Origin of the sequence: Nocardioides oceani (genome assembly GCF_030412965.1) — a bacterium.
GTDB classification, from domain to species: Bacteria; Actinomycetota; Actinomycetes; order Propionibacteriales; family Nocardioidaceae; genus Nocardioides; species Nocardioides oceani.
In genome coordinates this window covers 1-276 of record NZ_JAUHJQ010000178.1, presented here as the reverse complement: position 1 = coordinate 276, position 276 = coordinate 1, and the positions used below count along the sequence as shown (strand labels likewise).

Annotated in this window: 1 protein-coding gene; it reads right to left on the bottom strand. The window is 46.4% G+C overall.

The features are described from left to right. Positions 1-206 (bottom strand): hypothetical protein (locus QWY28_RS23740; RefSeq protein WP_300955367.1); only part of this gene is annotated, 206 nt, incomplete at its 3' end. Positions 207-276: the final 70 nt, after the last annotated feature.

Sequence of the window (276 nt, the reverse complement as noted above, 5' to 3'; positions counted from 1 at the left end):
CTGGGCTTGTTTCCTTGAATGTACTGGCATAGGGCCTTGACGAAATTGGTTTGGGCTAAAGTGTTGTCTTCGGCTTTAAACTGCTGGTTGAAGATGATCGTTGGGACGGACTTTAGGGGATCTGAAACGTCTTTGGTGAGGGTACCGAGGTTGGCTAGAAAACCGGTACCATCAGTATGTTGGGCACAGTTTTCGATGTTGCTCAAGTTGTCGACGTGATTAATCTCGGCTCAATCTTTTGTAGGGAAAGTTGCGTCTTCTCCTTTTCTCTCAGTT